The organism is Novosphingobium sp. Sphag1I, assembly GCF_056279125.1.
Genome location: NZ_JBWBQS010000005.1, coordinates 210,566 through 237,428, shown reverse-complemented (window position 1 = coordinate 237,428; position 26,863 = coordinate 210,566). Strand labels below are relative to the sequence as shown.

27 protein-coding genes and 1 tRNA gene are annotated in these 26,863 nt (G+C 61.0%); 27 read left to right on the top strand and 1 reads right to left on the bottom strand.

The features are described 5' to 3' along the window. Position 1 precedes the first annotated feature (1 nt). The 5 genes from ACZ9HU_RS07885 (at position 2) to ACZ9HU_RS07865 (ending at position 6,268) form a co-directional block, all read left to right on the top strand. Complete coding sequence (locus ACZ9HU_RS07885; RefSeq protein ID WP_476104124.1) at positions 2 to 3,091, top strand: efflux RND transporter permease subunit; 3,090 nt, start codon at positions 2 to 4, stop codon at positions 3,089 to 3,091. Beyond that, a complete protein-coding gene (locus tag ACZ9HU_RS07880; protein ID WP_476104123.1) occupies positions 3,084 to 4,325 on the top strand; it encodes a TolC family protein in 1,242 nt (413 codons plus the stop codon). Before ACZ9HU_RS07885 ends, ACZ9HU_RS07880 begins: the two co-directional genes overlap by 8 nt. Positions 4,326 to 4,347: 22 nt before the next feature. Further along, on the top strand, positions 4,348 to 4,608 hold the full coding sequence (locus tag ACZ9HU_RS07875; protein ID WP_476104122.1) for a hypothetical protein: 261 nt from the start codon (positions 4,348 to 4,350) through the stop codon (positions 4,606 to 4,608). 98 nt (positions 4,609 to 4,706) lie between these two features. Next, on the top strand, positions 4,707 to 5,456 hold the full coding sequence (locus ACZ9HU_RS07870; protein ID WP_476104121.1) for a phosphatidylserine decarboxylase: 750 nt from the start codon (positions 4,707 to 4,709) through the stop codon (positions 5,454 to 5,456). A gap of 26 nt (positions 5,457 to 5,482) precedes the next feature. Continuing rightward, positions 5,483 to 6,268 carry a CDP-alcohol phosphatidyltransferase family protein gene (locus ACZ9HU_RS07865; RefSeq protein WP_476104198.1) on the top strand — a complete coding sequence of 262 codons (786 nt, stop codon included), beginning with the start codon at positions 5,483 to 5,485 and terminating at the stop codon, positions 6,266 to 6,268. Here ACZ9HU_RS07865 and ACZ9HU_RS07860 read toward each other — a convergent pair. Then, the gene (locus tag ACZ9HU_RS07860) at positions 6,213 to 6,665 is read right to left on the bottom strand and encodes a hypothetical protein (protein WP_476104120.1); all 453 of its coding nucleotides are present in this window, start codon (positions 6,663 to 6,665) and stop codon (positions 6,213 to 6,215) included. The genes ACZ9HU_RS07865 and ACZ9HU_RS07860 overlap by 56 nt on opposite strands. 275 nt (positions 6,666 to 6,940) lie before the next feature. On the opposite strand from ACZ9HU_RS07860, the gene rpsB reads away from it, so the two are divergent. The 22 genes from rpsB (at position 6,941) to ACZ9HU_RS07750 (ending at position 26,641) form a co-directional block, all read left to right on the top strand. Next, positions 6,941 to 7,696 carry a 30S ribosomal protein S2 gene (rpsB, locus tag ACZ9HU_RS07855; RefSeq protein ID WP_476104119.1) on the top strand — a complete coding sequence of 252 codons (756 nt, stop codon included), beginning with the start codon at positions 6,941 to 6,943 and terminating at the stop codon, positions 7,694 to 7,696. Between the two features lie 110 nt (positions 7,697 to 7,806). Then, the gene (gene tsf, locus ACZ9HU_RS07850; protein ID WP_476104118.1) at positions 7,807 to 8,733 is read left to right on the top strand and encodes a translation elongation factor Ts; all 927 of its coding nucleotides are present in this window, start codon (positions 7,807 to 7,809) and stop codon (positions 8,731 to 8,733) included. Between the two features lie 170 nt (positions 8,734 to 8,903). After that, on the top strand, positions 8,904 to 9,617 hold the full coding sequence (gene pyrH / locus ACZ9HU_RS07845; RefSeq protein WP_476104117.1) for a UMP kinase: 714 nt from the start codon (positions 8,904 to 8,906) through the stop codon (positions 9,615 to 9,617). A gap of 15 nt (positions 9,618 to 9,632) precedes the next feature. Continuing rightward, entirely contained in the window at positions 9,633 to 10,196 is a 564-nt protein-coding gene (gene frr / locus ACZ9HU_RS07840) for a ribosome recycling factor (RefSeq protein ID WP_476104116.1), read from the top strand. 74 nt (positions 10,197 to 10,270) lie between these two features. Next, complete coding sequence (gene uppS / locus ACZ9HU_RS07835) at positions 10,271 to 10,915, top strand: polyprenyl diphosphate synthase (RefSeq protein WP_476104197.1); 645 nt, start codon at positions 10,271 to 10,273, stop codon at positions 10,913 to 10,915. After that, positions 10,902 to 11,609 carry a phosphatidate cytidylyltransferase gene (locus ACZ9HU_RS07830; protein WP_476104115.1) on the top strand — a complete coding sequence of 236 codons (708 nt, stop codon included), beginning with the start codon at positions 10,902 to 10,904 and terminating at the stop codon, positions 11,607 to 11,609. Before uppS ends, ACZ9HU_RS07830 begins: the two co-directional genes overlap by 14 nt. Next, the gene (locus ACZ9HU_RS07825; protein WP_476104114.1) at positions 11,610 to 12,764 is read left to right on the top strand and encodes a 1-deoxy-D-xylulose-5-phosphate reductoisomerase; all 1,155 of its coding nucleotides are present in this window, start codon (positions 11,610 to 11,612) and stop codon (positions 12,762 to 12,764) included. Positions 12,765 to 12,788: 24 nt separating this feature from the next. After that, the gene (gene rseP, locus ACZ9HU_RS07820; RefSeq protein WP_476104113.1) at positions 12,789 to 13,877 is read left to right on the top strand and encodes an RIP metalloprotease RseP; all 1,089 of its coding nucleotides are present in this window, start codon (positions 12,789 to 12,791) and stop codon (positions 13,875 to 13,877) included. Positions 13,878 to 14,133: 256 nt separating this feature from the next. Beyond that, positions 14,134 to 16,911, top strand: coding sequence for an outer membrane protein assembly factor BamA (gene bamA, locus ACZ9HU_RS07815; protein WP_476104112.1), 2,778 nt, complete (start codon positions 14,134 to 14,136; stop codon positions 16,909 to 16,911). Beyond that, positions 16,911 to 17,588, top strand: coding sequence for an OmpH family outer membrane protein (locus ACZ9HU_RS07810; protein ID WP_476104111.1), 678 nt, complete (start codon positions 16,911 to 16,913; stop codon positions 17,586 to 17,588). Before bamA ends, ACZ9HU_RS07810 begins: the two co-directional genes overlap by 1 nt. A gap of 20 nt (positions 17,589 to 17,608) precedes the next feature. Further along, positions 17,609 to 18,088: a 3-hydroxyacyl-ACP dehydratase FabZ gene (gene fabZ / locus ACZ9HU_RS07805; RefSeq protein ID WP_476104110.1), complete on the top strand. Its 480-nt coding sequence runs from the start codon at positions 17,609 to 17,611 to the stop codon at positions 18,086 to 18,088. Positions 18,089 to 18,179: 91 nt separating this feature from the next. Then, positions 18,180 to 18,413 carry a 50S ribosomal protein L31 gene (gene rpmE, locus ACZ9HU_RS07800; RefSeq protein ID WP_168602635.1) on the top strand — a complete coding sequence of 78 codons (234 nt, stop codon included), beginning with the start codon at positions 18,180 to 18,182 and terminating at the stop codon, positions 18,411 to 18,413. A 173-nt stretch (positions 18,414 to 18,586) separates the two neighbouring features. Then, positions 18,587 to 18,663 (top strand) — tRNA-His (locus tag ACZ9HU_RS07795). 187 nt (positions 18,664 to 18,850) lie between these two features. Further along, positions 18,851 to 19,609 carry a heme ABC transporter permease CcmC gene (ccmC, locus tag ACZ9HU_RS07790; protein WP_476104109.1) on the top strand — a complete coding sequence of 253 codons (759 nt, stop codon included), beginning with the start codon at positions 18,851 to 18,853 and terminating at the stop codon, positions 19,607 to 19,609. After that, positions 19,609 to 19,749, top strand: coding sequence for a hypothetical protein (locus ACZ9HU_RS07785; RefSeq protein WP_476104108.1), 141 nt, complete (start codon positions 19,609 to 19,611; stop codon positions 19,747 to 19,749). The genes ccmC and ACZ9HU_RS07785 overlap by 1 nt, the downstream gene beginning before the upstream one ends. After that, positions 19,750 to 20,196 carry a cytochrome c maturation protein CcmE gene (gene ccmE, locus ACZ9HU_RS07780; protein ID WP_476104107.1) on the top strand — a complete coding sequence of 149 codons (447 nt, stop codon included), beginning with the start codon at positions 19,750 to 19,752 and terminating at the stop codon, positions 20,194 to 20,196. A gap of 11 nt (positions 20,197 to 20,207) precedes the next feature. Continuing rightward, positions 20,208 to 22,187: a heme lyase CcmF/NrfE family subunit gene (locus ACZ9HU_RS07775; RefSeq protein ID WP_476104106.1), complete on the top strand. Its 1,980-nt coding sequence runs from the start codon at positions 20,208 to 20,210 to the stop codon at positions 22,185 to 22,187. After that, entirely contained in the window at positions 22,184 to 22,735 is a 552-nt protein-coding gene (locus ACZ9HU_RS07770) for a DsbE family thiol:disulfide interchange protein (RefSeq protein WP_476104105.1), read from the top strand. The genes ACZ9HU_RS07775 and ACZ9HU_RS07770 overlap by 4 nt, the downstream gene beginning before the upstream one ends. Beyond that, positions 22,735 to 23,154, top strand: a complete 420-nt coding sequence (locus ACZ9HU_RS07765; RefSeq protein WP_476104196.1) for a cytochrome c-type biogenesis protein — start codon at positions 22,735 to 22,737, stop codon at positions 23,152 to 23,154. The genes ACZ9HU_RS07770 and ACZ9HU_RS07765 overlap by 1 nt, the downstream gene beginning before the upstream one ends. Beyond that, entirely contained in the window at positions 23,151 to 23,837 is a 687-nt protein-coding gene (locus ACZ9HU_RS07760) for a tetratricopeptide repeat protein (protein WP_476104104.1), read from the top strand. The genes ACZ9HU_RS07765 and ACZ9HU_RS07760 overlap by 4 nt, the downstream gene beginning before the upstream one ends. A 119-nt stretch (positions 23,838 to 23,956) precedes the next feature. Beyond that, positions 23,957 to 25,885, top strand: coding sequence for a potassium transporter Kup (locus ACZ9HU_RS07755; RefSeq protein WP_476104195.1), 1,929 nt, complete (start codon positions 23,957 to 23,959; stop codon positions 25,883 to 25,885). Between the two features lie 135 nt (positions 25,886 to 26,020). Next, positions 26,021 to 26,641, top strand: coding sequence for a superoxide dismutase (locus tag ACZ9HU_RS07750; RefSeq protein ID WP_476104103.1), 621 nt, complete (start codon positions 26,021 to 26,023; stop codon positions 26,639 to 26,641). Positions 26,642 to 26,863 lie beyond the last annotated feature (222 nt).

The following is a 26,863-nucleotide window of genomic DNA, read 5'->3' as shown; positions in this document are numbered from 1 at the left end:
CATGTTGCGCAAACTGGTCGAACGGGCGCTGGCCGCCCGGCTTGCCGTTCTGGCGCTGGCTCTGGGGTTGGCCGGGGTCGGGGTGTGGTCCTTTCTCAACCTGCCGATTGACGCCTTTCCCGACATTTCCTCGACACAGGTCAAGGTGATTCTGAAGGCCCCCGGCATGACGCCCGAAGAGGTGGAAAGCCGCGTCGTCGCCCCCATCGAAATGGAAATGCTGGGCATTCCGCATCAGACCGTTCTACGCTCTGTGGCCAAATATGCGATTGCCGATGTCACGATCAATTTCGACGACAGCACCGACATCTACTGGGCGCGCAATCAGGTCAACGAACGCCTGACGGGCGTGATGGGCAATCTGCCCTCGACCGTCAGCGGTGGTCTGGCCCCGATTGCGACGCCTTTGACTGATATGTTCATGTTCACCATCGAGGGGCCGCAGGACCTGATGGAAAAGCGCCGCACGCTCGATTGGGTGATCCGTCCCGCGCTGCGCACGGTGCCGGGGGTGGCGGATGTCAATTCGCTGGGCGGTCTGGCCGAAAGCTATGAGGTCGTGCCCGACAATCAGGCCTTGGCGGCGGCCGGCCTGACGGTGAGCGACTTGTCCGAGGCGATCAACACGTCCAACCGCAACGATGGCGCCGGGCGTCTTGTGGCCGGTGAGGAAGCGTTGATCGTGCGTTCATCGGGCGCAATTCGCAACGTGGCGGATTTGTCGGCGGTGGTGGTCAAATCGGCGACCGGGCGCGTCGTTCGCGTTGGCGATGTGGCGCGGGTGCGCATCGGCGCGCTGACCCGCTATGGCGCGGTCAGTCAGGGCGCGCGGGGCGAGGCGGTCGAAGGCATCGTGATCGGATTGCGCGGCGTGGACGCGGCCAAGATCGTCGATGGCGTCAAAGCGCGTCTGGAGGAGTTGAAACCCAGCCTTCCCAAAGGCATGAAGGTAGTTACTTTTTACGACCGTTCGGATCTGATCGAGCGCGCCGTCGGGACGGTCGAAGAGGCTTTGATTGAGGCGACGCTGTTGGTGGTCGTGCTGCTGCTGCTGTTTCTTGGCGATGTGCGGGCCTCGGTCATCGTCGCGCTGGCCTTGCCGATGGCGGTGTTGCTGACCTTTATCGCGATGCGCGCGGTCGGGTTGACGGCCAATCTGATGAGCCTTGGCGGCCTTGCCATCGCGGTGGGGATGCTGGTCGACGGTGCGGTCGTGGTGGTGGAAAATGTGGTGGAGCGTTTGAACGATCCCCGTCATGCTTCATCCTCACGCCTGCATAATGTTTTTGCCGCTTCGGCAGAGGTTGCAACGCCCGTGGCCAGCGGCCTTGCCATTATCGCGCTGGTGTTCCTGCCTCTCCTCACGCTTGAAGGGTTGGAGGGTAAACTGTTTGCCCCGGTGGCGCTGACCATCGTGCTGGCGTTGCTTTCGGCTTTGCTGCTGGCGCTGACATTGGTGCCGGTCCTGTCCTTCTTTGGCCTGAAAAAGACCGAAGGGCATGATGTCGCCCATCACGAACCTTGGCTGATGCGCCAATTGGCGCCGCGCTATGGCCGCTTGCTCGATTGGGCCTTTGCCCATCGCAAGTCGGTTTTCGTGGCCGCGGGCCTGTCGCTGGTGGTGGCCGTGGGGGCCTATTCGGTCACGGGCACGATCTTTCTGCCCACGATGGATGAAGGGTCAAGCATCGTTCAGTTGACCAAGCTGCCCTCCATTTCCTTGCCGCACAGTATGGAGATCGACCGGGCCGCGCAAAAGGCGATCATGTCGCAGGTGCCCGAAGTGGCCAATGTCATCTCGCGCACGGGTTCGGACGAATTGGGGCTCGATCCGATGGGCCTGAATGAAACCGACAGTTTCGTCATCCTCAAGCCCCGCAGCGAATGGCGCGTCGGGGACAAGGAATGGCTGGTCAATCAGATCCGCAAGGCCGTGTCCAATCTGCCCGGTGTGGAAACCAGTTTCACCCAGCCGATTGAAATGCGCATTTCCGAAATGCTGACCGGCGCGCGCGGCGATCTGGCGATCCGCATCTTTGGTCCCGACAGCGCCGAACTGGGTCGTCTGGCCGAAGAGGTTCAGCGCCGCCTGCGCGCGATTCCCGGCACCAGCGAGGCGCTGACCATGGCCAATGACAAGGTGGATTACCTTCAGATCGACATCGACCGCACCGCGGCGGGCCGGGTTGGCATGCCTCTTGATACGCTTCAGGATGCGATGCGTTCGGAATTGGAGGGCGTTCGTTCGGGCGTCGTGGCCGACGGTTTGCGCCGCGTGCCGATCCTGATCCGGGGTGAGGGCGAAAGCGCCAATCCCGCCAGCTTTGCCGACCGCCTCTATCGCAGTCCGACCGGCCAGTTGGTCCGCGCCAGCGATGTGGCCAAGGTCGAACGCACCGAAGGCCCGGTCAAGGTTGAGCATGAAAACGGCTCACGCTTTGCTCTGGTTCAGGCCTTTGTCAGCGGCCGCGATCTGGTCGGCTATGTTCAGCAGGCCAAGGCCGACATCAATGCCAATGTCAAATTGCCGCAGGGCTACCGCCTCGTCTGGGGCGGTCAGTTTGAGAACCAGCAGCGTGCTTCGGCCCGGCTCTCGGTGGTGCTGCCGATTGCTTTGCTGATGATCTTTGTCGTGCTCTACGCCACGCTTTCCTCGGTGCGCGCCTCGCTGCTCATTCTGGTCAATATTCCCTTTGCGCTGGTGGGGGGCATGGTGTCGCTGGCGGCGTCGGGGGAATATCTCTCGGTTCCGGCCTCGGTGGGCTTTATCGCGCTGCTGGGGATTGCCGTGCTCAACGGCTTGGTGATGGTCAGCTATTTCCGCCAATTGCGTGAAGGCGGGATGGATCTGGCGCAGGCCGTTCAGGTGGGCGCGCGCCGCCGCCTGCGCCCGGTGATGATGACGGCCACGATTGCCGCCTTTGGCCTTGTGCCTTTGTTGTTTGCCACCGGGCCGGGTTCGGAAATTCAAAAGCCTCTGGCCATTGTGGTGATCGGGGGGCTGTTCACCTCGACGCTGCTGACGCTGGTTCTGTTGCCGATCCTGTATGAACGATTTGGCGAATCCCGCACGGAGAAAGCCGATGCGTAAGTTTGTTTCGCTCGCCCTGTTCCTGATGCCTTTGCCGGTGATGGCGGCGGTGGTGGCCGAACCGGGACTGCCGGATCCCGCCGCCGTGGCGCAGGCCTTGGCCAGCCATCCCGGCGTTGAGGCTGCGAACGCACGCACCCGCGCCGCCGAGGCGGAAATGCATGTGCTGGAACGTGGTCCCTATGACTACAACCTTCAGACCTCGTACAACCGTCGATCGATTGTTCAGGAAAGCGTTTTTGACGAGTTTGAGGCGCAACTGACCAAAGGCGTGCGCTGGCCCGGCAAGGTGCGTTTGGACCGGGAAATCGGGCAATATGGTCTGACCGCGCAGAAGAACCGCGCCGAGGATGTGCGCCATCAAACCGCGCTGATGCTGGCCGACTATTGGTGGGCGTGGTTGTCGGCGGCCAGCGAGGCGCAGGTCGACCGGGACAGTGTGACCAATTACCAATCCTTGCTGTCGGCGGTCAAACGGCGCGTGGAATTGCGCGATGCGTCCGTGCTGGAGGCGGATCAGACTTTGGCTGCCCTGGAGGCGGCGCGTCTGGCGGCGGAACGTTCGAGCGGACGGGAAAAGGTGGCGCGCAGCCGTTTGCAGGCGCAATTTCCCGCCATGACTCTGCCCGAACACCCGCCCATCATCCCGATGCCGCATGAGCCGGAAGGCGGCTTGACCCATTTGCGCGATCTGGTCTTTGCCCGCAGCCACGAAATTGCGGCGGCAGAAGCAACCGCGCATATGGCCGACGCCAGCGCTGAGCGCGCGCGGGCGGATAAATTGGCCGATCCGCAGGTGGGGGTGCGCGTATTTTCCGACAAGGGCGGGATCGAACGCGGGGCTGGGCTGATCTTCATCATGCCCTTTGGCAATGGGCGACGCAGCGCTCTGGCCGATCAGGCGGGGGCGAATGCGGCGGCGGCCGGGGCTGATCTTCAGGCGGTGCGCCGATCTTTGCAGGAAACTGCCGATTCCGATCTGGCCGGTGCGCAGGCTGCGCTGCACGCATGGGAACGGGCGGACGCGAGCCGCAAGGCGCAGGATGCGGCCTTGCTCAAGGTTCGCCGCGGGTTTCAGGGCGGGGCGCTCGATCTGTCCGAACTGCTTTTGGCCGAGCGGCAAAGTCAGGATGCGGCCCGCGCGGAAAGCATTGCGCGCGGCGACGCCCATGCCGCGATCACACGTTTGCGCATCGACAGCCACCATTTGTGGATTGGTGATGATGAAGACTGATTGATCTGCTAGGCGCACGGGCATGGCCAAGAAGAAGCGTTATCTGACCGCCACCATGCCCGATGGCTATGTCAAGCGGATCGGTCCGACCAGCGACCGTTTCACCCATTACTGGCGCATTGTGGCCGAATTGGCCAATGGCAAGACCGAGGTGTTCTGGGGCCACACGCGGTCGCTGGCCGACGCAACGCGGTTAAAGACGGCCGCGTCGGAAGGCGCAAAGATGCGCGGTTGGAAGAGCTATGTCTTCGAAATCGTTGAGGTTGTTGAGGAAGACGCCTGACCGCAGAAGTCGCAAACCGGCCTTGGCCAACAGCTATCTGGGGGTAGGCGACAGGCGGCGCTTGCAGGCGGCCAATCGAGGCCCTAGAGAACGAGACTATGCCCGGAGAAATTCTTGATAACCAGGGGCGTGGCACTGCCGGATGGCATTGGCCCGCCGTACACCCCGAAGCGCGCAAATTTGCTGCGGTTTCTGCCCTTGCCTGCCTTTTGGCGGCGCTTATGGGGTGGAGCTTGTTGGCATGGCCGCTTGGTATTTTAACCTATGGGATTTGCGCGTTTTTCCGCGACCCCCTGCGCGTGACGCCGCGCGGTGACCGCTATGTTGTGGCGCCCGCTGACGGCCTGATCACGCTGATTCAAAAGGTTGCGCCGCCTCGTGAGCTGACCATGGAAGATGGCACCGGTACGCCGGGCCTTGGCGATGGCCTTGTCACGCGCGTGTCGATTTTCATGAGCGTGTTTGATGTTCACATCAATCGCGCACCGATCAGCGGCACCGTGACCCGTGTCATCTATATTCCCGGCAAGTTCCTGAACGCTGACCTCGACAAGGCCAGCGAAGAGAACGAGCGCCAGCATATCCTGATTGATCGCGGCAATGGCGCGATGATCGGCTTTACCCAGATCGCGGGCCTTGTCGCACGCCGCATCGTGCCTTTCGTCAAGCCGGGTGATATTATCGGCGCAGGCCAACGCGTTGGCCTGATCCGTTTCGGCAGCCGCGTCGACGTCTATTTGCCCGAAGGGACCGAACCCAAGGTGCTGCTGGGTCAGCGCACGGTGGCCGGTGAAACCATTCTGGCCGAAATCGGTGAGGTCGGCCTGATCGAGGGCGTAAGCCAGTGAGTGATGGACCGCGTTGGCAAAAGCGTATGCCCGGTGGGCTGACGCTGAGGGCTTTGGCGCCCAATGCCATTACTTCTGCTGCGCTGTGTTGCGGACTGACGGGCATCCGCTTTGCCATTCAAGGCGATTGGGAAAAGTCGGTGCTGGCGGTCATTCTAGCCGGGGTGCTTGATGGCATCGATGGCCGGATTGCCCGCTTGCTCAAGGCGCAATCCCGCTTTGGTGCCGAACTTGACAGTCTGGCCGACGCCATTTCCTTTGGTGTCGCACCTGCGCTGATCGTGTTCCTATGGTCGTTGAAGGACGTTCCGCGTCTGGGCTGGTTTGCGGCTCTGGCTTTTGCGATCTGCATGGCGTTGCGCCTTGCCCGTTTCAATGCCCGCATCGATATGCCCGATGAGCCGCGTAAGCAGGCTGGTTTCCTGACCGGCGTTCCCGCGCCTGTTGGGGCCGGGCTGGCTTTCCTGCCGATCTATCTTTGGATTGCCAGCGGTGGCGATGTTTCGGGCAATCCGATCTTTCGCGATCCGCGCATCGTCGGCGTCTGGCTGGCGTTCAATGCGTTCCTGCTGATCTCGGCCATTCCGACACTCAGCTGGAAATCCATCCGTCCGCGCCGTTCGGTTCGCTTGGAATTGCTGGCTTTGTTCGGCATCGTTTTTGCCGCTTTGCTCAGCGAGCCATGGTTTACGCTGGTGGGGATTTGCGTTGCCTATCTGATCCTGATCCCGGTGGGGTTGATCATGTATGCAAGGGTCAAGCGACCGCGTGGAGCAAGGGTGAGCGAAGCGCGCGCCGATTCTGGGGAATAAGGGAGACCGGCTTAACCGCCGGTCTTTCAATATGTACCGCAAACGCCGGCGCCGGTGCCGACAGGCGATCCAAATCTGCCGCCGTCACCTCGCGCAGCGAGGCGTGAATGATGCTTCCCTGTTCAAGCCGCTTGACCTCTGCATGCAGTTTTTTCCACGCAGGGATGAAAGCGCGAGCGCTCTGGATCACCGAAACGATAACAAGGGCGGCAATAAGGCCGGTCATGCCATTGATCACAAGAGTCAGCATCGCGGTATAGTCCTTTGTCCATCCGGTCAGGCGCGGCTTGATGCGGCGAATGACCCTGTGTACAACATGTGGATAACCATTAAGAGTTTGAACGGTTCCTATCCGGACCTTTCCGTGTTCCGTTCTGTATGCACTTTGTTCCACCATTGTTCCCGTCGGTCAAGCGCTTTTTGCGGTGAGTTGAAGATTCCTTGCGGTGCCTTCATCACGCCGACATCCAAAATGGGTCTGGATTATTCGGGCCGCAGGCGCTAAGGGCGCGGCACCCGAGAACAAAGAGATTCGCTATCCTGCGGATTTCGCAACCTTGGGCCACCCCACATGGGGCGCACTTTCACCGGTGCCGCAGCGGGATTTCGGGTCTTTCGACCTTGGCCGCACGGTTCCAGCGCCTCAGAGGAACAACCGGAAGGGAATTACCTATGGCGGCTCCTGTCGTCACGATTCAGCAGCTTATCGAAGCCGGTGCCCACTTTGGCCACCAGACCCACCGTTGGAACCCGCGTATGAAGCCGTACATCTTCGGCGCGCGCAACGGCATCCACATTCTCGACCTGTCGCAGACCGTGCCGCTGTTCAGCCGCGCTCTGGAATTCATCTCGGCCACCGTTCAGGCCGGCGGCAAGGTTCTGTTCGTTGGCACCAAGCGCCAGGCCCAGGAGCCCATCGCTGAAGCCGCTCGTGCTGCTGGTCAGCACTTCGTCAACCACCGCTGGCTGGGCGGCATGCTCACCAACTGGAAGACGATCTCGCAGTCGATCAAGCGTCTCAAGACCCTTGAAGAACGCCTGTCGAGCGCGACTTCGGGCCTGACCAAGAAGGAAATCCTGCAGCTGACGCGTGAACGCGACAAGCTGGAACTGTCGCTGGGCGGTATCCGCGACATGGGCGGCATTCCGGATGTGATGTTCGTGATCGACGCCAACAAGGAAGAGCTGGCGATCAAGGAAGCCAACGTGCTGGGTATCCCGGTCGTTGCGATCCTCGACTCGAACGTTTCGCCCGAAGGCATTGCTTTCCCGATCCCCGCCAACGATGACGCCTCGCGCGCTATCCGCCTGTACTGCGACGCTGTTGCTGCTGCTGCCACCAAGGGCAACCGCGCTGCTGTGGTCGCTTCGGGCGCGGACATCGGCGCCATGGCCGAGCCGGTCGCTGAAGAAGTGGTCGAAGGCTAATCAGCCTTTGGAGCGGGGTTGCCAAAACGACCCCGTCACAAAATTGGAACGCGCCGGGTCCATGTGGCCCGGCGCATCTGTATAAAACTCTTGTCTAAGGACTATCGGACATGGCCTTTACTGCCGCCGACGTGAAGAACCTGCGCGAACGCACTGGCGCTGGCATGATGGATTGCCAGAAGGCGCTCAAGGAAGCCAATGGCGACATGGAAGCTGCCGTTGACGCGCTGCGCGCCAAGGGTCTGGCTGCTGCCGCCAAGAAGTCGAGCCGCACCGCTGCTGAAGGTCTCGTGGGTCTGGCCATTGCCGGCACCAAGGGCATCGCGGTTGAAGTGAACTCGGAAACTGACTTCGTTGCCAAGAACGACCAGTTCCAGGACTTTGTGCGCAAGACGACCGAAGCTGCCCTGAACGGCGACATCACCGATGTCGAAGCTCTCAAGGCTGCTGCGTACCCTGACGGCGGCACGGTTGGCGAAAAGCTGACCAGCAACGTTGCCACGATCGGTGAAAACCAGCAGGTCCGTCGCATCAAGGCCGTTTCGGTCAGCGAAGGCGTGGTTGTCGCCTACATGCACAACGCTGCCGCCCCCAACCTGGGCAAGATCGGCGTGCTGGTCGCTCTGGAAGGCAGCGCTCCGGCTGACGTTCTGGAACCCCTGGGCAAGCAGATCGGCATGCACATTGCCGCCGCTTTCCCGCTGGCCTTGTCGGCTGAAGATCTCGACGCTTCGCTGATCGAGCGCGAGCGCAAGATCGCTGCTGAAAAGGCTGCGGAATCGGGCAAGCCCGAAGCCGTTCAGGCCAAGATGATTGAAGGCGCCGTGGCCAAGTATGCCAAGGAAAACGCTCTTCTGTCGCAGCTGTTCGTGATGGACGGCAAGACCCCGGTTTCGGACGTTGTTGCCGCTGCTGCCAAGGCCGCTGGCGCCACGATCAAGCTGGTGGACTATGTCCGCTTCCAGCTGGGCGAAGGCATTGAAAAGGAAGAAACCGACTTCGCCGCCGAAGTGGCTGCTGCCGCTGGCCTGAAGTAAGTTTCTTTTCCGTCAAGGAAATCAGGAAGGCTCGCCGGAAACGGCGGGCCTTTTTGTTTGTCATTTTCGGGGTTTCTACTATCCGTGTGTGCATTAGTTTTTGCGCGCCCTTGGCACAGGCAACGCCACGGTATAAGGGCGCTTGCGAAGCATAAGGATAGATCGGAACCATGGCTCAACCCCAATACAAGCGCGTTTTGTTGAAACTTTCGGGCGAAGTGTTGATGGGGAGCCAGCCTTTCGGCATCGATCCCGAATTTGTGGCCGAAATGGCCGCCGAGGTGAAGGCCGCCAAGGAAAGCGGGCTTGAGATCTGTTTGGTCATCGGCGGGGGCAATATCTTCCGCGGCATGGCCGGCGCGGCCAAGGGTATGGACCGGGCGCAGGCCGATTATATGGGCATGCTGGCCACGGTGATGAACGCCTTGGCGATGCAGAATGCGCTCGAACAACTGGGCGTGCCGACGCGCGTTCAATCGGCCATCGAAATGGACAAGGTTTGCGAACCCGTCATCCGTCGCCGCGCCGAGCGTCACCTTGAAAAAGGCCGCGTGGTGATCTTTGCCGCCGGTGTTGGTGCGCCTTATTTCACCACCGATTCCGGCGCTGCTTTGCGCGCGGCGGAAATGCGGTGCGATGCTCTGCTTAAAGGGACCAGCGTGGACGGCGTCTATAATGCCGATCCCAAGCATGATCCTGCGGCAAAGCGTTATGATACCATAGATTATGACACTGTTCTGGCCGATAACCTCAAGGTAATGGATGCCAGTGCAGTGGCCCTGTGTCGTGACAACAAGATCCCGATCGTCGTCTTCTCGATCCGCGAGCGTGGCAATCTGGCCCGCGTGTTGATGGGTGAGGGCACCCAGACGATTGTGCAGTAATTCAGGAGAATACCAATGGCTGCTCCCAAATATGACAAGGCTGATCTTGAGCGCCGGATGAAGGGCGCGGTGGAATCGCTGAAGGGCGACCTGTCGGGTCTGCGCACGGGCCGCGCCAACACCGCGCTGCTCGATCCCATCACGGTGGAAATCTATGGCAGCCACATGCCGCTCAACGCCTGCGCCACGGTGGCCGCGCCCGAATCGCGCATGTTGACCGTCACCGTGTGGGACCGTTCCAGCGTGACCCCGGTGGAAAAGGCGATCCGTTCGGCCGGACTTGGGCTGAACCCGATCACCGATGGCAACACGATCCGTCTGCCGATCCCCGACCTGACCGAGGAACGCCGCAAGGAACTGGCGAAACTGGCCAGCAAATATGCCGAAGGCGCGCGTATCGCCATCCGCAACGTGCGTCGTGACGGCATGGAAGCGCTGAAAGCTGACGAGAACAAGAAGCTGATTTCGGAAGACGAGCGCAAGCGCGCTGAAACCGAAGTGCAGAAGCTGACCGATGAGGCGATCAAGTCGGCTGATGAAGCTGCGGCGGCCAAGGAAAAGGAAATCCTGGGCAAGTGACCGCTGCGCTGCTTCCGGCTTCCGGGCCTGCCAATGGGGGCGCCGATCACGGCGTCCGCCATGTGGCCATCATCATGGATGGCAATGGCCGCTGGGCAAAGAAGCGGCATTTGCCGCGCGTGCTGGGCCACCAGCGCGGGGTTGAGGCGGTGCGCCGCCTGATCCGCGGTGTGCGCGGCATGGGGCTGGAGGCGGTGACGCTTTACGCCTTTTCGTCCGAAAATTGGCGTCGGCCGGAGCAGGAAGTGTCGGATTTGATGGGGCTGCTCAAGCGCTTCATCATCAGCGATCTGGATGAGATTGCCGGGAATGGCGTTCGGCTCAAGATCATCGGTGATTACAAGGCTTTGTCGCCTGATATTGTCGAATTGCTCGAAGGCGCGATGGCGCGCACGGCGGGCAATCGTGAACTGACACTGGCGATTGCTTTGAATTACGGCAGCCAGCAAGAGATTGCCCGCGCCGCCGCCGCCGCCGCCGCCAAGGGCGAAGTGACGCCCGAAGCGATTGAGGCCGAACTCGACACCGCCTGTCTGCCGCCGCTCGATCTGGTGGTGCGCACCAGCGGCGAGGTGCGCCTGTCGAACTTCCTGTTGTGGCAGGCGGCCTATGCCGAAATGTGGTTCACCGATGTGTTGTGGCCCGATTTTACGCCCGACCATTTGGCCCATGCCCTTGGCGCCTTTGGCCAGCGGGAGCGTCGTTTTGGCGGCCGTTGAAACGCCTGATGTGACGGGCGAGGGGGCCGTTGCGCCCAAAAAGAACTCTGACCTTAAGGTGCGCACGCTGTCGGCCATCGTGATGGTGGCGGTGGCGGGTTTGGCCCTGTGGTTGGGTGGTTTGCCATGGATGGTCTTCGTGCTGCTGGTCGCCACGGGCGTCTTGTGGGAGTGGAGCAAGCTTTCGCGAGCGATTGCGGCGAGCTGGTGGGGCAGGGCGCTGTGGCTGGTGGCGGGGGTGGCTTACGTCGGGTTCGCCTGTGAAATGTTGATAACATTGCGGGCAGAGGCGCTGTTGCTGGTGCTGATGGTGGTAGCATCGGTCATCTTCACGGACATCGGAGCCTATTTCACAGGGCGGACGTTTGGTGGCCCGAAAATTGCTCCAAGGATTAGCCCAAGTAAAACTTGGTCGGGTCTTGGCGGGGGTATTTTTGGGGCCTCCGTGGCTGCTGGTGTTTTGGGCGGTTGGCCGACGCCATTGGCGACTATTCCTCAAGCCTTGGCGATGGGCACCTGCATCGCCATCATCGCCCAGACCGGCGATTTTTTCGAAAGCTGGATGAAGCGTCGTGCAGGGGTCAAGGATTCCGGCCATCTCATTCCGGGCCATGGCGGTTTGTTCGACAGGGTTGACGGTTTGCTCGCCGTGCTGTTCGTTGCCGGTGTTATCGGCGCAGTAGGAAGATTCTAAGTGCGATCCATTTCCGTTTTAGGCGCTACGGGGTCAATCGGCGCCTCCACGCTGGATCTGATCCGCCGCAATCGCGGTGACTGGCGCGTTGTTGCGCTGACCGCCAATGGCAATGCGCAGGCTTTGGCCGCATTGGCGCGTGAGTTTGAGGCCGAAGTGGCGGTATGCGCCGATGGGGCCGCTTTGCCTGCGTTGCGTGAGGCTTTGGCCGGATCGGGTATTGAAGCGGCGGCCGGGTCGGATGCTCTGGTCGATGCGGCGCGGCGTCCGGCCGATATCGTGATGGCCTCGATCGTCGGTTGTGCGGGCCTTGCCCCGACGATGGCGGCGATTGAACAGGGGCGGACGGTCGCGCTGGCCAACAAGGAAGCGCTGGTATCGGCGGGCGAAGTGATGCTGGCGGCGGTCAAGCGCCATGGCACCACGCTGTTGCCGGTTGATTCCGAGCATAACGCCATTTTCCAATGCTTGTCGGGGAACAAGGTCGATCACGTCCGCTGGATCACGTTGACGGCCAGCGGCGGTCCGTTCCGCGACTGGACGCTGGAGCAGTTGCACACCGCGACCCCGGCGCAGGCGATCAAGCATCCCAACTGGAGCATGGGTGCCAAGATCAGCGTCGATTCGGCCAGCATGATGAACAAGGGGCTCGAATTCATCGAGGCCTATCACTTGTTCCCGGTCGGGCTGGATCGGCTGCGCATCATCGTGCATCCTCAATCGATTATCCATTCGATGGTGGAATATCACGATGGTTCTACGCTGGCGCAATTGGGGCCGTCCGATATGCGCGTGCCCATCGCCTCGTGCCTTGCCTGGCCTGAGCGGATGGAAACGCCGTTGTCGGATAAGCTCGATCTGGCCGCGATTGGGGAATTGACGTTCCGCGCGCCCGATGAAACCCGTTTTCCCGCGACCCGTCTGGCGCGGCAGGCGGCCCATGCGGGCGGGGGCATCCCTGCGGTCCTGAATGCGGCGAATGAAATTGCCGTCGATGCTTTCCTGAACGGGCGCATCGGCTTTACCCGCATTCCCACAATGGTCGAGGATGTGTTGAGCGCCTATGCGCCGCCGCCGCCGGCTGCTATTGAGGATGTGCATGAGGTTGACGCGCAGGCCCGCCGCCACGCCGCAGCCTTGCTGGAGATCGCCTGAATCATGGCGCAACCGTCGATCTTGATGACCATCATCGCCTTTGGCCTTTTGCTGGGGCCTTTGGTGATGGTGCATGAATTGGGGCACTATCTGGTGGGCCGCTGGTGCGGTGTTCAGGCGGTGGCTTTTTCGATTGGTTTCGGGCGCGAGATTGCGGGGTGGACCGACCGGCGCGGGACGCGGTGGAAGATCTCGATGCTGCCGCTGGGCGGCTATGTTCAGTTTGCGGGGGATATGAACCCGGCCTCGGCGGGGGTGGACAAGATCCCGCTGGACATCAAGGAGCGCGAGGGCTGGTTCCATTTCAAGCCTTTGTGGCAGCGGTTCCTGATCGTTCTGGCCGGACCTGCGACGAATCTGATCGTGGCGGTGCTGATTTTTGCAGCCTTTAACGTCACCTATGGCCGGATTTATGCCCCGCCGGTGGTGGCGGCATTCGCGCAAAATTCGGCGGCGCAACAGGTGGGCATGCAGACGGGCGACCGGATCCTTTCGATCGGTGGCACCAAGGTTGACAGCTTTTCAGACATTCGTCCGCTGATTGCGCCCTTTCCGGGCGAACAGACGGCGATTGTGGTTGAGCGTGGGGCTGCGCGCCTGACGTTCAACATGACCATCCCCAGTGCGGTGCAGCATGATGAATTCGGCAATGAAAGCCGGGTTGGCATGTTGGGTGTACAGGGCGGCAATCTGGAGCGGGTCCGTTTGGGGCCGGTGGAATCGTTGACCATGGCCGGGGATCAGACCATCGGCGTCATGGGTTCGATGGTCACCGGAATCCGCCAGATCCTGTTTGGTCAGCGCAGCATCAAGGAGCTGGGCGGGCCGGTCAAGATCGCGAAATTCTCTGGCCAGCGTCTGGCGTTGGGCTGGCAGGAATTCGTCTATTTCGCGGCTTTCATTTCAATTAATTTGGCATTCATCAATTTGCTGCCAATCCCGGCGCTGGATGGTGGACATTTAGCATTTTATGTGGCCGAAGCAGTGCGGCGCAAACCATTGGATGCCAAGAGCCAGGAGTGGGCTTTTCGCACCGGGATTGCTTTCGTGTTGGCGTTGATGGTGTTTGTCACGATCAACGATCTGATGCCGACGGATTTGTTTGGCCTTTAAAAACGGCCGGGCTTGAACAGGTCGCTTGTCGCTCTGGCGCAAGATGCCTTGAAAGCTGTGCCAGCATCGGGCAGAGGGCGCATGACGCGCAAGATGGAGTGCTGTTTCGTCCGGTCGCCCGGAAAAGACGAAACAGGCAAACACGGGGACCGCGCAACTGGCCGCCGAAAGGGGCCAATTGTCGGGGGCGCATTGCCGATCGGGTGACCGACGGTTGCTAAGGATGGGAAGTACCGTGTCGAAGATGGATCGGAATATGGCTTTCGGGCAGGCAAATACGGATAGTGCCGCAATCAAAGCGACGCGCCTGGGCCAGATCGGCATGGCGCTGTTGGGCACGACGATTTTGGCGGGCGTTCCCCAGGTGGTGAGCGCGGCCGAACGTCCGGCGCCAAAGGCAACGGCGGCAAAGGCTTCGGAAAAGCCCGCGGTGGCGGCCACGGCAGCCGCTCCGGCCAAGCCGACCATCGCCGCGCAGCCCGTTGCGACGGCGCCTGCCGAGCCGATCTTGTCCTTGACGGTCGAAGGCGCCCAACGTCTCGAGCCCGATACGGTGCTGTCCTATATCCAGCTTCGCCCCGGTCAGCCCTATAGCGAGGCCGCCGCTGACCAGGCGTTGAAGGATCTTTACGCGACCGAACTGTTTGCCGACGTTTCGGTGCGCAATGATGGCGGCCGTGTGGTGATTACGGTTAAGGAAAACCCGGTCATCAACCGCATCGTTCTTGAGGGCAACAAGCATCTCAAGGAAGACAAGATCAACCCGGAAATCAAGCTGGCCCCGCGCCAGATCTTTACCCGGTCGAAGGTCCGCGCGGACGTGTCGCGCATCATCGAGCTTTACAAGCGTCAGGGCCGTTTTGCCGCGACGGTAGAGCCCAAGATGGTGCGTCTGGACCAGAACCGCGTCGATATCGTCTTTGAAATCAACGAAGGCCCCAAGTCGAAGGTTCGGCAGATCAACGTGATTGGCAATGAACATTTCAGCCTCAAGGAAATTGAGGCCGCGATGATCACCAAAACCGCGCGCCCGCTGCACATCTTCCGTTCGAACACGTCCTATGACCCGGACAAGCTGGCCTATGACCAGCAGAAGTTGCGCCAGTTCTATCTGACGCAAGGCTATGCCGATTTCCGCGTGGTTTCGGCGGTGGCCGAACTGACGCCGAACAAGCGCGACTTCATCATCACCTATGTGGTCGAAGAAGGGCAGCGCTATAAGTTCGGCGACGTGAAGGTCGAGAGCCAGCTTCGTGACTTTGACGGCGCCCAATTGGCCAAGCAATTGCCGATGAAGAAGGGCCAGTGGTACAACGCCAAGCTGGTCGAAGACACGATCGACAAGATGAACGAGACGGTTGGCGTGTTCGGCTATGCCTTTGCCGACGCGCGCCCCGATTATCAGCGCGACGCCAAGAATCTGGAAATGGGCGTCACTTTCAACCTTCAGGAAGCGCCGCGCGTTTATGTCGAGCGGATCGACGTGAACGGCAATACGCTGACGCAGGACAAGGTGGTGCGCCGCGAATTCCGTCTGGCCGAAGGTGACGCGTTCAACTCGGTGCAGGTGAAGCGTTCGACCAACCGCATCAAGAGCCTTGGCTATTTCCAGGAAAAGTTTGAGGTCAAGCAGGTCAATGGATCGGCGCGCGACCGCATCATCCTTGAGGCCAACGTCGAAGAAAAGCCGACCGGCGAATTGCAACTTTCTGCCGGCTATTCGAGCCTTGAAAGCTTCATCTTCCAGGCGTCGATCAAGCAGAACAATTTCCGTGGACGTGGTCAGACGATCGGCCTGTCGGGTTCGGTCTCGCGTTATTCGAAGAGCATCGTGCTCTCGTTCACCGAGCCTTATGTGTTCGACAAGAACGTTTCGATGGGTCTCGATATTTATCGTCGCGACTATAATAACTACAATTATTACAGCTCGAACACGGCCACGACCTACAGCAATTCAACCATCGGTTTTCAGGCGCGCCTTGGTTTTGCGGTGACCGAATTTGTATCGCTGGTTGGCCGCTATACGCTCAACTACGATAATGTTTCGTTGGCCCAATCGACCTATTATGCACAGGATGCGACAGGCAAGCTGACCTGTAGTCCGCTGCTGGCGGGTCGCTATCTTTGCGACGCGGAAGGCAAGCGTTTGTCCTCGATCGTCGGTGCGTCGCTGATTTATGACAATCTGGACAATCGCATGCGTCCGACGCGTGGCCGTTCGGGCTCGCTGGGCGTCGATTTCGCCGGTCTTGGCGGTGACGTTCGTTATGCCCGTATCCGCGCAAATGCCTCGCAGTTCTACCCGCTGGGCAAGGGCTTCATCTTCTCGATGAAGGGTGAGGCCGGGGCGATCAAGGCGCTGAGCAGCCGCAATGTGGATGGTTCGGATGACGTCTATCTGACGGACCGCTTCTTCCTTGGCGAACCCCAGATGCGCGGCTTTGACATCCGCGGTATCGGCCCGCGCGTTGTGCGCAAGCCCTACATCACGGACAGCACGGGGGCCTATGTCCTGACCACGGACAGGAATTCGTGGTCACAGGACGCCGTGGGCGGCAAATATTATTACCAGTTCCGCGCAGAGGTCGAAATTCCGCTGGGTTCGGGTGCCAAGGAAATGGGCATTCGTCCCTCGATCTTCCTTGATGCCGGCGCGGTGTGGGGCGTGAAGAAGCCGACGCTGCAGGATTCGACGGCCATTTGCGGCTATGTCGGTTGCTCGATTTTCCTTCCGACCCGCGATACGAGCGGCAATCCGCTGTATTATCAGACCAATGCGGATGGCACGGTGGTGACCACCACCAATGCCACAAATACGGCGACCGGGGTCGCGAACACCAAGATCGGTTCGAACGTCAGCGCGTTCAAGGAATTCTATTACGGCGATTCGCCCCGTCCGCGCATTGCGGTTGGTGTTGGCTTTAACTGGAACTCTCCGTTCGGGCCGTTCCGCATCGATATCGCCAAGGCGCTGCTGTACCAAGAAGGCGACGATATCAAGACCTTCCAATTCAACGTGGGAACCCAGTTCTGATGAAAACCTTTATCAAGATTATCGCCCTGGCCGCGCTGGCTGGTGCATCGCAGGCCGCTCTGGCCGCTCCGGCTGCCAAGCCTGCCGCAGCTCCCGCTGCTGCCCCGGCGGCCGCTGGTGTCAACGGTATTGCCGTTGCCAATCTGGATGCCGTCGTCGCCAATTCGCTGGCTTTCAAAAAGGCCCAGGCCGACCGCGAAGTGACCTACAAGCCGCAGCTTGACGCCGCCAAGGCGAAGGAAGCTGCGCTTAACGCCCAGATCAAGCCGATCGTGGACAAGTTCCAGAAGGATCGTGCGGCGCCGGGCGCCAACGTGAACGCTCTGGCCGCTGCCGCTCAGCAGCAGGTTCAGCAGATCCAGGAAGCGGGCAAGGCCGAGATCGAAAAGATCGTTGAGCCGGTTCGTCTGTCGGACGCCTATGTTCTGGAACAGATCATGGAAAAGCGCGCCGCCGCCGTACAGAGCGCGATGAGCAAGGCCGGCGTCACGCTGCTGCTCAACCCGGAAGCTATTCTGGCTGCGACCAACGCCTATAACCTGAACCAGCAGATCCTGACCGAACTGAACACGGCCCTGCCGTCGGTTCAGATCGTTCCGCCCGCTGGCTGGCAGCCGCGTGAAGCCCGTGAAGCTGCCGCCCAGCAGCAGCAGGCTCCCGCGACCGAGAGCCGCTAAGAGAAGGCGTGGGGGATAAGATGAGCGACGATACTGCCGCAGCCGCGGCTCCGCTGACATATGACATTCGCAAGGTTCTGGCGGCGCTGCCTCATCGTTACCCCTTGCTTTTGGTGGACCGGGTTGCCGCGCTGAACATTGGCGAGGACATCCACGCGGTGAAGGCCGTCTCGTTCAACGAGGCGTTCTTTCAGGGGCATTTCCCCGGCCGTCCGATCATGCCCGGCGTGCTTCAGATCGAAGCGCTGGCACAGGCGGCTGCCATTCTTGCCATCGAAACTCTGGAACTGGCCGGCAGCAACAAGCTGGTCTATTTCATGAGCATCGAGGAAGCCAAGTTCCGCGCGCCCGTTGAACCGGGCGTGCTGCTGGACCTCAAGGTCGGCTTTATCCAGAAGCGCGCCCGCGTGTGCAAATTCTGGGGCAAGGCCGAGATCGAGGGCAAGGTGACTTGCGAGGTGAATTTCACCGCGATGATCGCCGATCCGCCCAAGGATTGATTCAACTGGACAAGCGGGCGGCGTGCGTCTATGCGCGCCGCTTCTCATTCAGGCCGGTCGGAACCGGTCGATTTTTGCGAAAGTGAATGCCATGGCCAAGGCTAACATCCATCCCGATTACCACTTCATCACTGTGCAGATGACCGACGGCACGACCTTCCAGACCCGCTCGACCTGGGGCAAGGAAGGCGATACGCTGGCTCTGGACATCGACCCGACCTCGCACCCGGCATGGACCGGCGGTAACGCCCGTCTGCTGGATCAGGGCGGCCGCGTTGCACAGTTCAACAAGCGCTTTGGTGGCCTTTCGCTCACCAAGAAGTAAGCGTTTCGGGGCGTGGCGGACCTGCACCGGTCCGCTGCGTCCTTGCCCACCCAAGGGTGAGCAAAAAAATTGGCGGAAAATGAAAAAAACACTTTTCATCTTCGCCAAGCTGGTGCAAAGGGCCGCTCCCGACAGCGGCGGCGCGGTTTGAAAAGCCCCGCAAAAATGGTGTGGCGATTATAGCTCAGTTGGTTAGAGCGCCGGTTTGTGGTACCGGAGGTCGAGGGTTCGAACCCCTTTAATCGCCCCATTTTTTCACATGAGACAGCGGCCCCGGCGGGCCGCTTTTTTATTGCCCGCAAACCACTTGGTTGACGCGCTACTACGCGCAAAAACGGTGGTACAGGGCTTATGGCCCCCTTGCCGCAACCGATGCGGCCTGCCAAAGCATGTGCGTACGCCGAAAGGGTCGGCGCTTTTGCGGTTATTGATCGGTCATGCACGGTTTTGCCAATCCCGCCCGTTTCCTGCGTATCGCCCGCTGGGCCACGCCGCTCTGTCTGCTGCTGGGGTTGGCTTTGGCCACTTGGGCGCTGGTTTGGGGTGTGTTCATTGGTCCTGCCGATGCGCTTCAGGGCGATACGGTGCGAATCATCTACCTGCATGTGCCAACCGCCTGGCTTGGCATGGGTGGGTGGAGCGCGATTGCCATCGCCAGTTTTACTGAAATCGTTTGGCGTCACCCCTTGGCAGGGATCGCCGCGCGCGCCGTCGCGTTGCCGGGTGCGGTGTTTACGGCGGTTTGCCTGATGACGGGTTCGATCTGGGGCCGCCCGGCTTGGGGCACGTGGTGGGTGTGGGATGGTCGACTGACCTCGATGCTGGTGCTGTTGTTCCTCTATTGCGGCTATATGGCTCTCGACGCCGCCGCGCGGGGCAGTCAGCAGGCCGGACAGGGACAGGGTCGCATCACTGCCATTTTTGGCCTTGTGGGGGCGGTTAACATCCCCGTGATCCATTATTCGGTGACATGGTGGAACAGCCTTCATCAACCGCCCAGCATCTCGATGGGCAAATCGGCCATGGCGGCGGATTTTCTCGTGCCCTTGCTGATTGCCACGGTGGGTTTCTCGCTGGTCTTTGGCGGGATCGTCATGGCGCGGATGCGCACCATTCTGGCCAATGAACAGGCCGAAGCGCGTTTGCGCCGCAAGGCTATGCGGGCGCAGGCTCCCGCGACTGAGGAGGCCTGGTAATGACCGAGACATTTGACCAATGGCAATTTGTTATCGCCGCCTATGTTCTAGGCGGCGGCGCGACATTGGCTCTTGCGGGGTGGAGCTGGCTGGCCATGCGCCGGGCCGAAGCGCGCCGTGATAAAGTACGAGAGGGTTAAATGGCGGTTCGGGCCAAACATCAAAGACTGGTATTGTTGGCCATTGCGCTGGTGGCGTTGATTGGTGCCGGTTTGCTGGCGACATGGGCGCTGCGCAGCCAGGCCAGCTATTTCTATGTTCCCGCCGACATGGCTGCCAATCCGCCCGAGGCCGATCGCGCCGTGCGCCTTGGCGGCATGGTCGAACGGGGCAGCATGAAGAATGCCGCCGATGGCATCACCGTCAATTTCATCGTCACCGATGGCAAGGCCCGCATTCCGGTCCGCTTCGCCGGTATCCGCCCCGCGCTGTTCGTCGAGGGCAGCGGCGTTGTGGCCGAGGGCAAGCTGGGCCGCGATGGCATTTTTGTCGCCGACAATCTTCTGGCCAAGCATGATGAAAAATACGTGCCGCGCGAGATGAAAGACATGCAACAGGCCCGCAAGGCCATAGAGAACACCAAGTAAGGACATCCCCTGTGCTTCCTGAAATCGGTTTGGGCCTGTTGTGGCTGGCGGCGGCGCTGGCCGGTCTGCAATTGCTGGCGGGCGGGTTGTCGCTGACGGCCAATGGCAAGGGGATGGCGGGCATCGTGCGCCCGGTGGCCATGGTGCAGGGCGTTTTGGCGGCGGCTGCTCTGGGCATCCTGATCTGGCTGTTTGTTGAAACCGATCTGTCGGTCAAACTGGTGGCGGAAAACAGCCATTCGGCCAAGCCCTTGATCTATAAGATCGCGGGGACTTGGGGCAATCATGAAGGGTCGATGCTGCTCTGGGTGACGGTAATGGGGCTGGGCGGGGCGTTTGTCGCCGCCGTTGAGCGCCGGTTGCCCGAACCCACGATGATGGCGACGCTGGCAGGGCAAGCGTTCGTCAGCCTCGGCTTCTATGCCTTCCTGCTGTTCGCCTCCAACCCCTTTGCGCGGCTCTATCCGGCGCCGGAGGACGGCAATGGTTTGAACCCGCTGCTTCAGGATCCGGGCCTCGCGTTTCATCCGCCTACGCTCTATCTGGGCTATGTCGGTCTTTCGATCGCGTTTTCCTTTGCCATCGGTGCGCTGATCACGCGTCAGGTCGGGCCTGATTTCGCCCGCGCGATGCGGCCATGGGTGCTGGGCGCGTGGATTTTCCTGACCGTGGGCATCACGGCGGGCAGCTATTGGGCCTATTACGTGCTGGGCTGGGGCGGCTGGTGGTTCTGGGATCCGGTCGAGAATGCCTCGCTGATGCCTTGGTTGGCCGCGACCGCGTTGCTGCATAGCGCCAGCGTTTTGGCGGCGCGCAACGCTCTGCGGGCTTGGACGGTGATGCTGGGCGTGGTGGCCTTTTCCATGTCGATGGTGGGCACGTTCCTTGTGCGTTCGGGCATCCTGACCTCGGTCCATGCTTTTGCGGTTGATCCGCGCCGGGGCGGGTTCATTCTGGCGCTGCTGGCGATCTATATCGGCGGGGCCTTGCTGCTCTTTGCCCTGCGCGCGGCCACTGTGACCGAGGGCGAGCGTTTCGCCATCACCAGCCGCGAGGGCGCGCTGGTGTTCAACAATGTCATGCTCTCCTCGATCCTTGGCATCACGCTGATCGGCACGCTCTATCCGCTGTTTACCGAGGCGATGGGGACCAAGGTGTCGGTCGGCCCGCCCTATTTCACGCCGGTTTCGGCGATGTTTGCGGTGCCGATGTTCATCGTGCTGTTGGTCGGGCCGATGCTGCGTTGGCGGCGGGACAAGTTTTCGCGTGTGAACAAGGTATTGGCTTTGCCGCTGGTGGTGGCGGTTGTTGCGGGCGTCTGGGCCTTTGCCGAAGGCGTGCGCCATGTGCTGCCGCTGCTCGGCCTTGCGCTTGGTCCGGCGCTGGTGGTGGCCAGTTTCCTGCCGCTGCGCGGTCGTTCGCTGGCCCGCGCCCCACTCAGCCTGTGGGGCATGGTGATCGCCCATGCCGGCATCGGCGTGGCCCTGTTCGGCATGGCCAGCGACAGCGCCTTTACGGTCGAGCGTCTGGTCGCCGCCAAAGTGGGCGAGGTGACGCAGGTCGGGCCGTGGAGCATCCGTCTGGCCGAAGTGGCGCCGATCGCTGGGCCAAACTGGACCGCGATGGAGGGCGTCTTGAAAGCCCGCTATGACGGCGGGGCCGAGGTGACGTTGCGTCCGCAGTCGCGCACTTTTTGGGCGCCGCTTCAGACCAATGCGGTGTCTGCGCTCAAAGGGCGCTGGAATGGTCAGCTCTACACCGTGCTGGGCGAGGAAACGACCTCGGACAAGGGTGAGAGCCGTTGGCAGTTGCGCCTATGGTGGAAACCCTATGTGCCGCTGATCTGGATTGGTGGCTTGCTGGTGGCGCTGGGCGGCGGTCTGGCTTTGCTCAGCCGCGTGGCGCAGGATTTGAAGCGCCGGGTGGCGCGTCGCAAGGGCGACTATCGCCGCGATGAAGTGGCCGCGCTGAACAAGGGAGACGTGGCATGAGCGACAAGACCCCGGCCAAGGCGCCCCGCTGGGCCTTGTGGTTGCCGCTGATCCTGTTTGTGGCTTTCGTGGCGCTGGTGGTGGTCGGGCTGGTCAAGCCCAAGAACACCGATATTGCCAGCCAGATGGTGGGCAAGCCCTTGCCGACCTTTACCCTGCGCCCCGCCGCCGATGGCAAACCGGGGTTGAGCAACGCCGATTTCAAGACCGGCAAGCCGCAATTGCTCAATATCTTTGCCAGCTGGTGCATTCCCTGCCGCGCCGAAGCACCGGTGCTGGAGGAATTGCGCCGTCAGGGGGCGACGATCAATTCCATCGCCATTCGTGACCACAAGGAAGACCTTGCCGCTTTCCTCGGCCAATATGGCAATCCCTATGCGCGGATTGGCGCGGATGATGTTTCGGCGGTGCAACTGGCCATCGGGTCGAGCGGCGTTCCCGAAACCTTTGTCATCGATGGCAAGGGCGTGATCCGTTATCAGCATATCGGCGACATTCGCCCGGAACAGATCCCCGACATCCTTCGCCTGCTCAAGGAGGCCGAATGATGATTCGCGCGCTTTTAGCCGCCATCGTGTTGATGATTGCCGCGCCGGTTTGGGCCGATGACACGATGCCGCCCGCACCTTGGGCCTATCGCCAATTGCCCGACCCGGCGCAGGAGGCCAAGGCGAAGGCGTTGATGGAAACGCTGCGCTGTCTGGTGTGTCAAAGCCAGTCGATTGCCGATTCGGACGCCTCGATCGCGGGCGACATGCGTTCGCAGGTGCGTGAACGGATTGCCGCGGGCGAAGACCCGGAGGCGATTCGCGCTTGGTTGATCCAGCGATACGGCGATTACGTCAGCTATGAACCGCGTGTCAGCGCGGCGACTTGGCCGCTGTTCGCCGCGCCTTTGTTGTTGATCGCTCTGGCCGCCTTTTTGTTGCGGAAACGATTTATCGGCGGGCAGGAGGCCAAGTCATGACGTGGATTGTGCTGATTGCAATGGTCATCGTGACCATGGCTGCCTTGATGTTCCTGATGCGCGGCAAGCGTGAGGGGTGGGAGGCGGTGGCCGCGGCCCTGATGGTGGGCCTTGCCGGCTATGCGCTTCAGGGTCAGCCGGGCATGCCCTCGGCCATGAAGGCGCCCGGCAATCCCGCTGCCAGCAATGGCAAGGCGCTGGTCGAGGAACGGCAGAAGTTGTCGGGCGAAGATCCCACCAAAAACCGCTGGATCGTACCGGGCGATGCTCTGGCCATGCATGGGCAATATGCCGAAGCGGCAACGGTTTTGCGCGGCGCGGTGGAGGCTGATCCCAAGAATGGGGACGCCTGGCTCGCCATCGCCAATGCTTTGGTCAGCCATGCCGAAGGGAACATCTCTCCTGCTGCGCTCTATGCTTTCCGTATGGCGCAGAATGCCGATCCCAAATCACCGGGGCCGTCTTTCTTCCTTGGTCTGGCCATGGCGCGGGCCGGGCGTTTTGATGAAACGCGCGCGCTGTGGGCCGATCTGGTGGCCAAGGCGCCCGCCGATGCGCCGTGGCGTGATGACATTGCCATGCGGCTCAAGCGGCTGGATGAATTGATGGCGATGTTGCGTCAACGCGCCGAGGCCGAAAATGCCGGAGGGCAGGGCGCAACCTTGCCGGCCCCGCCGCGTTAAGATGAACAAGCAGGTCTGGCGAAGCTGTCAGCGTTGCAAACGGCTGTTGCCGGGGCAATGCGGCGCTGCTAATCGCCGGGCCTTGCCGCTTTTCGCGGCGACTCAGGGGCATATGCATGATGCAGCCAGTGGCACAGCCGGGCGCGACCGATAAAGTCGATCAAGGCGGACACTCTTCCTCACATCACGGTACGCATGGAAGCCTGCCCAAATTGGCGCTGGGCGCGATGGGCGTTGTGTTCGGCGATATCGGCACCAGCCCGCTCTATGCGATGCGTGATACGTTTGCGGGCCATCACCGGCTGCCGCTCGATCAATTGCATGTTTACGGCATCATCAGCCTGATGTTCTGGTCGATGATGGTGATTGTGACGCTGAAATATGTGTCCATCATCATGCGCGCCGACAACCGGGGTGAGGGCGGCTCACTGGCCCTGTTGGCGCTGGTGAACCAGCATATTTCGGGCAAGCGCTGGTCGGCGGGCATTGTCCTGCTGGGCGTGTTTGCGACCGCGCTGTTCTATGGCGATTCGATGATTACGCCCGCTGTTTCGGTGATGGGCGCGATCGAAGGTCTGGCCGTATACGAGCCGGGGATGCATGGCGCCGTTGTGCCGATGGTGGTCGTGATTTTGATCGGCCTGTTCCTGATTCAAAGCCGGGGCACGGCCAAGGTTGCAGCCTTTTTCGGCCCGGTCATGCTGGTTTATTTCGCGGTGATCGCGGTTTTGGGCGTGATGAGCATTCTGGAGCATCCCGGCGTGATTGCGGCGCTTTCGCCTCATTTCGCCGCCGCCATGTTCGTGGCCGATCCGATGCGCGGGTTTCTGGCCATGGGTTCGGCGGTGCTGGCCGTGACGGGGGCCGAGGCGCTTTATGCCGACATGGGCCATTTTGGCCGCCCGCCGATTCGCCTGTCGTGGCTGGCCATCGTGCTGCCTTCGCTGGTGCTGAACTATCTGGGACAGGCATCGCTGCTGGTGCGCGTTGGTGAGCCGGCCTTGGCCAGCCCTTTCTATTTCCTCGCCCCTGAATGGTTCCAATGGCCCTTACTGGGCCTGGCCAGTCTGGCCGCGATCATCGCGTCGCAGGCGGTGATTACGGGCGCTTTTTCGGTGACGCAGCAGGCGATCCAGCTGGGCTTTATCCCGCGCATGTCGATCAAATATACCAGTGTGAATGCCGGACAGATCTATATCCCGGTCATCAACTGGGCGCTGATGATCGCGGTGATCCTGTTGGTGTTTGTGTTCAAGGAATCCTCGAACCTGACGGCGGCCTATGGCATCGCGGTGACGGGTGCGATGATGATCGACAATTTCCTGTTGGCGGTGATGTTGTTCGTCGTCTGGAAATGGGCGAAATGGCTGGCGATCCCGCTGCTGGTGATCTTTACCCTGCTCGATTTCGGTTATCTCGCGGCCAATCTGACCAAGATCCCCGATGGCGGCTGGGTGCCGCTGGCCATGGGATTGGCTATCTTTACGCTGCTGACCACCTGGTCCAAGGGCCGCGCGCTGATGCGGGCCAGCATGGCGGAAGGTACGATCCCGTTCGAGGTTTTCGCCAAGAGCGCCCATTCCAGCGCCCAGCGCGTGGCGGGCACAGCGATCTTCATGTCCTCGACGCGGGGCGGGGTGCCTTCGGCGCTGCTGCACAATATCAAGCATAACAAGGTTCTGCATGAACGCGTGGTGGTGTTGACCATCGCCATTCAGGATGTGCCGGTATTGGAGGAAGGCGAGCGGATCGAGCTTAAAAACTTCGGTCAGGGTTTCTACAAAATGGTGATCAAGTTCGGTTTCCTTGAGGACACCGATGTGCCTGCCGCGCTGAAAGGCGTGACGCTGGACGGCGAACCGATCGACATGATGAAGACCAGCTTCTTCCTCTCGCGCCAGACGCTGATCGCTTCGTCCAAGCCGGGCATGGCCATCTGGCGTGAAAAGCTGTTTGCATGGATGATGCGCAACGCGGCGTCCGCGATGGAATTCTTCCGCCTGCCCGTGAACCGCGTGGTCGAATTGGGCAGCCAGGTTGAGATCTAAATCACGGGGCGGGAAGGGTAAGCTTTCCCGCCCTACAGATTTTTTCTCTCTGAACGCTGGCCGATACGCGCTTTGATACCCATATAACGCCACAAGCCCCGGGGCCGGGGATTCGCGATTAAACAGGAGAAAGTCATGGCCTTCACTCTTCCCGAACTGCCCTATGCCAAGGACGCCTTTGGCTCGGTCCTCTCGGCCGAAACCTTTGATTATCACCATGGCAAGCATCACAACGCCTATGTCACGCAGGCCAATGACCAGATCAAGGGCACCGATCTGGAAGGCAAGAGCCTGCTTGAAGTGATCGCGGCCGCCAAGGCTGCGGGCAACAAGAAGCTGTTCAATGCTTCGGCCCAGATCTGGAACCACACGTTCTACTGGCTTGGCCTGTCGCCGGAAAAGACCGCTCCTTCGGCCGAACTGCTGGCCAAGATCGAAGCCGATCTGGGCGGTCTGGACGCGTTCAAGGCGGCCATCAAGGCTGAGAGCGCCGGCCACTTCGCCAGCGGCTGGGGCTGGCTGGTGCTGGAAGACGGCAAGCTGAAGGTGACGAGCTATCACGACGCCGACACCCCCGTCGCCTATGAAGGCGTGAAGCCGCTCTTCACGCTCGACGTCTGGGAACACGCCTATTACGTCGACTATCGCAACCTGCGTCCCAACTACCTCGATGCGCTGCTCGACCATGTGAACTGGGCGTTCGTCGAAGCCAACCTTGATGGCGAAGGCGCTTCGCGCGCGGACCAGCAGGGTTGATCTTTTCGCTTCGCGATTGATTTTTGCAGGGGGACTTGTCCCCCTGCACCCCCATTACAGGGTTTGGGATGGTCTTGACGCTTTGTGCTTTGAGGCCATTTTTATGAAAAAGCCTGCGGCGCTATGAACGGGCGCCGCAGGCTTTCATATTTCAACGCCGCGCCCGACACAAAACGCCGAACCCATAGCGGCAAGGCAGACAGTAATGGGTGCGCGAGGGAC